Origin of the sequence: Chryseobacterium contaminans (assembly GCF_001684955.1) — a bacterium.
GTDB classification, from domain to species: domain Bacteria; phylum Bacteroidota; class Bacteroidia; order Flavobacteriales; family Weeksellaceae; genus Chryseobacterium; species Chryseobacterium contaminans.
This window is the reverse complement of the sequence record NZ_MAYF01000119.1, coordinates 1-5,659: the sequence shown is the minus strand read 5'-3', so window position 1 is coordinate 5,659 and position 5,659 is coordinate 1. Positions and strand designations below refer to the sequence as shown.

Below are 5,659 nucleotides of genomic sequence, written 5' to 3'. Positions count from 1 at the left end.
GAACGCAGTACAAAAAATCACGGGACAAGTGATGTCTGTAGCTTTGAAAATTTCAAAGGAAAGGCCATCTGAAAGTTGGATATCCATGAAGATTAGATCTGGCATTGTTCCTTTGGATAGTGCTTCTACACTGGACTCAATGCTGTCATAGACTCCCAATACCTTTGAGTCCGGTTTTAATTCTGATAGTAAGTTCTGCAGGGACTTTGCAGCCCTGAATTCGTCTTCAATGATGATGATATTCATGGATTAATGGTAGTTTTATCTGGAATATTTTTTCGTCTGAATAAATGATGATATCCTGTTCCAATAAATGCTTATAACGCATTTTTATGTTTTCCAGTCCGACTCCCAGGGAGTCTTCTCTGATGGTTTTATGTTGGATGAAGTTTTGTATAATGATATGGTTGTCAGAATTATATATTTTAATATGCAGAGGTTTGCTTTGTGAAACAATATTATGTTTGATGCAGTTCTCAACCAAAAGTTGAATGGTGAATGGTGGAACTAAAGTCTGAAATATTTTCTTATCAAGTTCCTGAGTAAAGATAATACCCTTACCAAAACGTGCTTTTTGAAGAAAAAGATAAGAATCTACAATTTTCATTTCTTCCTGAATACTGATGAGATCAAGCTTTCTGCTTTCCAAAGTGAAACGGTAAAAATCAGAAAGTTTTACAATAAAATCAATGGTTTCCTCGTCATGCGTTTCGGCCATTGATTTGAGGGTATTCAGACTGTTGAACAGAAAATGGGGATTGATTTGCTGTTTTAATAGCTCATATTGAGCTCCAAGATTGTCACTTTTTACCTTTTCAAGCTCCAGTTCTACCTGTTGGCCGGTATAATTATTTTGTAATAAGGTCAAAAACATATAGCAGACCAGATTGATTAATATTCCTCTTACTTCAACCATCAGCATTACCGGACCAAAATTGATATGGGAAAGAATCAGTTGCTGAATCCATGCCAATCCAAACATAATCACCATCCCAAATACCAGAACCATCAATAACCTTGAATAGGAAATAGACTGTCTTCGTTTACCCGCTCGGTTCAGCATATAAATATTGATGTACCACATAATAATTGAGAATGCAGCCGTGATGGCTGAGTTCACAATAGCTTCCTTCCAATTGAATTGATGGGAAGCAAGCTGAGGAACAGAAGATAAAATTCCAAGAAAAACGGAACTTATCCAGATAATGGCTGGTGATATTTTTATTTTTTGCTGCTGCATGAGGACAGTAGATTTGAAGAGGTTAAATTAATGTTTTTTTATTGGTAAAATGAGAAAATGATTGATTCAATATTCGGTTCACAAAAATCAAAAGCGTAGCATTCTGCCATTCTGATAAAAATGAATAATCCCGGAAAATAAAAAATTAATATTCTTTGTTGTATTCTTTTGAGATAAGTTCTCATTTCATCAAGGCCTGCTTACAGGGCGGTAGCTCATGAAATAGTGTATTCTTTCTTCCTTATTGAAGGGAATTTTCTTCGCGTTAGAATTTTGTATTCCATAAGAAATATTGCCTGTATTGTCTGCTTGAATGATTTCAATGCTCACTAATTCTCCTGTAATAGTCCCGCCAATATATTGCGGATTGTCATGATAACGCCAGGTGACGAGTTTCATCAAGGCTCCTGTATCAGGGGTATTACTTTCTTTAGAGAGTGATTCTAAAGCTTTTTCATTACCATATAAGGCAGACATGGTTTTGTTTTTAGGATTCAGGGAAGTGGAGATAAATTTCAGATTACCGGGATCAAAAACAATCCTCATTAACCCATTATCACTCTCATTATTTCTCTTGGTACATGAAGTAAGCGAGATAAAGCTTACCAGTAGAATTAATATTGTATTTCTCATTTTTTCTGTAAATTTTGAATAAGTCTCTGTGTATTTACTTTCATCGGAACATCGAAAAGATAGCCCGTTTTCTCTGCTAATTGTCTGTGGCAGGCAATACAGGATTCTTTAGCAAATGATTCGCTCTTGCCCGTAGGATGTAGATCCGGTCCTGAGAATTTTGCAAATCCCCAACCTTCAGTATCAGTATATTTTTTCGAATCTTTTACCATAAACTGAGCATTGATAAATTCTCCTGCTCTGATTTCTCCATTAGAAAATTCCTTTTGTTTCCAAACAGATTTTACTACGATACTTCCGTCTGGCCATGGGTGAAAATTCTCTGTTTCAATTGCTTTTACAGCAATATCATTTCCATAAATAACCCGAATGGAATTATCAAACAGAGTACTCATGCTGATCACCTTCCAATTCTTGAAATCATCAGTATATTGAACTCCATTAGGTGAAACAGGAGCTTTATCACCAGAAGTGATCGTTTTCTGAGGCTCATGGTTGGTGTCTTTGCTGTTTGCAGGAATAGTAGCTCCGGATAATGAAAGCGTATATTTCTTTATTGTTTCAATATCCTTTTCCGTAATCCTGGCAGAAGGATGGAGTAGAGTGTATTCATGAATAGGCATTTTTCCGCTTTGCATCATATTGAGAATAGCATACATTTTTCCCTTGTGCTCGGCGGGAGAAAGTTTTTCCCATTCAGAAAAATTAAGAACTTCTCTTGCTCTTTTTACGTCTTTATTCACAGCCCATGAAACAGGTGCTATTTTATCATACCAGCTTAGATTCTGTTGGTTGGAATGACAGTTAAAACATGAGTTTTCAAGAATAGAAATAACTTCTTTTGGGGCTTCAATTTTACGAGTAACAGGTTTTCCTTCCAGAGGTTGGTTGAATAACTGCAATCCTCCGAAGACTCCAAGAAGTGCAAGAAACACAATGGAAATAGGACTTCTTTTTTTATTTACGGTATTCATAATGAGTATTGTTTTGTTTTTATGATCCAAAAGTAAACGGGTAGAATTCGTTATGAAATAAGAAAGTAGCTGAACCGGGCAAAATAAAGGGGGAATAATGAATTTAATGAGATGAATAATTAAAAATCCCGGAAATTATTTTTCCGGGATGTGTAGAAGGGAATTTATAAAGCAATGCCGCCGTCTATAATGATTTCGGTACCTGTCATAAACCCTGAAGCATTATGGTCGGCAAGATATGAAACCAGTTGCGCTATTTCCTCAGCTGTTCCCATTTTCTTCAATGGAATCTGATTGATAAGATGATCGTTGAGGCCTTTTAAAGTTTCTTCATCTAACCCAGCTTTACTCATGATTTCTGTTTGGATAGGGCCGGGACTTATCATATTCACCCTGATTTTTCTTGGAGCCAGCTCTGCTGCTGCCGTTTTTGCTATTGAGTTCAAAGCTGCTTTACTTGCCTGGTATACTGAACTATTAGGTTTGTAAGTAGAGGCAACGATAGAAGAGAGCATAATTACAGAAGCGCTATCGTTCAAAAGAGGAATAAGCTTGCTTAAGGTAAAATAAGCACCTCTGAAATTGATGTTCATTACCTGGTCAAAATTTTCAGGATCCATATTTTCAATTAAAGTCAGGCTTCCTGTAATCCCTGCATTAATAAACAGGATGTCTATCTTTCCATATTGATTTTCCACTTCAGTCTTTAAACGATCAATATCCTCCAGTTTGGCCTGATCTGCAATAAAAGGAATTGCTCCCAGTTCCTGAGCAGCTTTTTCAACAGCTTCTTTTCTTCTCCCTGTGATGATTACGGTAGCTCCTTCTGTAATGAGTTCTTTAGCAGCTGCATATCCTATCCCGCTATTGCCACCTGTTACGATCGCTAATTTGTTATTGAATTTTTTCATTTCTTTTAAATTTTTTGACAAAGTTATTTCAAATTGGTATACTTTTGTAATCAGTATCATAGAGTATACCAGTATCATTAATGATATCACTTAACTTTGTCATATGGAAAGAGATCAGACAGAAGAGCTAAGAGCTTTACAGGATACCCTTTATTTTATTGGTGGGAAATGGAGAATTCCTGTCATCAATTCTATTTGTAATGGAAACAGGCGCTTTAGAGAGATTGAAAGAAGCATTCCCGGAATTACTACAAGAATGCTTTCAAAAGAACTAAAAGATATGGAACTTAATAAACTGGTAAAGCGAAATGTTTATCCGGAAACTCCTGTTTTGATAGAATATGAACCCACTGAATATTGCCGTACCTTTGGAAAAATTATTATGGAAATGATTAATTGGGGGAGGGAACACAGAAGAGTAATTGTGGAGGATAGATAATGACTGGTAAGTTTTTGATGGGAGACGTAATGGGTGTAAAAATACTGTTGAAAGAATAAAGAATAAAGAATAAAGAGAGGGCTAATATGTGCCTCTATTAGTAAAGATGCACTGATATTCCCCTCCTCCGGAGGGGTGTCAGATCAAAAATCTGGCGGGGTGGTTATTCAATAGGAGCGGGCTTCAGCCCGCTCTCATTATAAAATCAATATTCATCTGGCTTTAGCCAAAACCTAAAGATAAATTGTCCAAATTTTCAGAACAGAACTTACCATTCTGAGCTTGTTGAAGAGCTTCTAGAAATTATATTTCAAATTAAACCCTGTAAAGAAATATGCCTTACTCGATCCCGGATTCACATCAGTATAAATAGCAGCATTGTTGTACTGATTGTCTTTATCAGAATCATTGATGCTGTTTCCGTAGAAAAGGAAGGTATAATTGATCTGACTGGTAAGGTTATTCCCGGCTGCAAACACATCCAGATCCCACTGATTGAAACTGTGTTTGTAGCCAATCTTGGAATTTAGAAGGCCAAAACTTTTTACCTTATTGGTATTGGTAAAATCTGTGTAAACACTTCCCATATAATTATAGGTATTCTGCCAGTATAAACCAATTTGAGTATCAAAATCCAATCCTACCGATATTTTTGTTTTAGGAACACCTACTACATTAGCTTTATCTCCGTTTTCCTTAAAATAAGTGGAGTATTTAAAATCATTATAAGTATAACTTACAAACGGCTGAATTCTTGAAATAAATAAATTTTTTGGCTGATATGAATAACCTATACTCATTTCCAACCCTTTATTTTTCTGCTCTCCTGTGTTTGCCCAGTACGTATAAGGTGTTTGCTCCGGATTAGACATTCTTCCGCCTAGCTGAGTAAGTTTGTCTTTAATATTGATGCTGAATAATGAAAACTGATAATCTATAGAAGTATCATCTATCAGTCCCTGGATGCTGAAATCCCACATTTTTGCCCGTTCGGCAACAAGATTATCATTTGTTACATTTAATCCCGTTATGAAAGCTGTAACAGATGTAGGAGCGTTATATCCTTCACTGTAACTAAGATTGAAGATTTGATTATTCCAGGTTTTCTGCAAAGCAAAATGAGGGCTTGCTACCGCACTGAACTTCTTATCAAATGATAAATTTTTACTGTAAAGATCTTTGCCATTGACAACAAATAATCCCGGAAGCGCTAAGAGATCTTTTCTTTTATAATTAAGCTGATTGATGCTCACTCCTGCAAGAAACATTAAATCCCAAGGTTTATAAGTGATTTTTTCAACGGCAAAATAATTGGACTGATTATTCGTGTTATTAAAGTAAGAGCCATCGTACAGAGGTCTCAGGACAGGTTCTTCCGTAATTTTTACACTTTTATAACGATAATTGGTAATGGTAGATTGTGATTGCTGAATCTCAACCCCAAATTCCGTCTGACTTTTGA

6 protein-coding genes and 1 pseudogene are annotated in these 5,659 nt (G+C 35.9%); 1 reads left to right on the top strand and 6 read right to left on the bottom strand.

Translation table 11 applies throughout. The annotated features are described in order from the left end of the window. The 5 genes from BBH99_RS08770 to BBH99_RS08750 all read right to left on the bottom strand — a co-directional run. Positions 1 to 246 (bottom strand): LytR/AlgR family response regulator transcription factor (locus BBH99_RS08770; RefSeq protein ID WP_123873085.1); only part of this gene is annotated, 246 nt, incomplete at its 3' end. Further along, positions 227 to 1,240, bottom strand: a complete 1,014-nt coding sequence (locus BBH99_RS08765) for a sensor histidine kinase (protein ID WP_066694724.1) — start codon at positions 1,238 to 1,240, stop codon at positions 227 to 229. The genes BBH99_RS08765 and BBH99_RS08770, both read right to left, overlap by 20 nt. Before the next feature lie 189 nt (positions 1,241 to 1,429). Further along, positions 1,430 to 1,873 (bottom strand): hypothetical protein, encoded by a 444-nt coding sequence (locus BBH99_RS08760; RefSeq protein ID WP_066694723.1) that lies wholly within the window; start codon positions 1,871 to 1,873, stop codon positions 1,430 to 1,432. Further along, a complete protein-coding gene (locus BBH99_RS08755) occupies positions 1,870 to 2,847 on the bottom strand; it encodes a heme-binding domain-containing protein (RefSeq protein ID WP_066694722.1) in 978 nt (325 codons plus the stop codon). Before BBH99_RS08755 ends, BBH99_RS08760 begins: the two co-directional genes overlap by 4 nt. A 164-nt stretch (positions 2,848 to 3,011) precedes the next feature. Next, positions 3,012 to 3,758, bottom strand: a complete 747-nt coding sequence (locus BBH99_RS08750) for an SDR family oxidoreductase (RefSeq protein WP_066694714.1) — start codon at positions 3,756 to 3,758, stop codon at positions 3,012 to 3,014. A 103-nt stretch (positions 3,759 to 3,861) separates the two neighbouring features. Between BBH99_RS08750 and BBH99_RS08745 the strand changes: the two genes are divergently transcribed. Further along, the gene (locus BBH99_RS08745) at positions 3,862 to 4,197 is read left to right on the top strand and encodes a winged helix-turn-helix transcriptional regulator (RefSeq protein ID WP_066694713.1); all 336 of its coding nucleotides are present in this window, start codon (positions 3,862 to 3,864) and stop codon (positions 4,195 to 4,197) included. 296 nt (positions 4,198 to 4,493) lie between these two features. Here BBH99_RS08745 and BBH99_RS08740 read toward each other — a convergent pair. Beyond that, positions 4,494 to 5,659 (bottom strand): annotated as a pseudogene (locus BBH99_RS08740) (TonB-dependent receptor); the annotation flags it as partial.

Excerpts from the sequence above, each read along its gene's own strand:
- BBH99_RS08765 (WP_066694724.1), bottom strand. The coding sequence starts at position 1,240 with ATGCAGCAGCAAAAAATAAAAATATCACCAGCCATTATCTGGATAAGT.
- BBH99_RS08760 (WP_066694723.1), bottom strand. The coding sequence starts at position 1,873 with ATGAGAAATACAATATTAATTCTACTGGTAAGCTTTATCTCGCTTACT.
- BBH99_RS08755 (WP_066694722.1), bottom strand. The coding sequence starts at position 2,847 with ATGAATACCGTAAATAAAAAAAGAAGTCCTATTTCCATTGTGTTTCTT.
- BBH99_RS08750 (WP_066694714.1), bottom strand. The coding sequence starts at position 3,758 with ATGAAAAAATTCAATAACAAATTAGCGATCGTAACAGGTGGCAATAGC.
- BBH99_RS08745 (WP_066694713.1), top strand. The coding sequence starts at position 3,862 with ATGGAAAGAGATCAGACAGAAGAGCTAAGAGCTTTACAGGATACCCTT.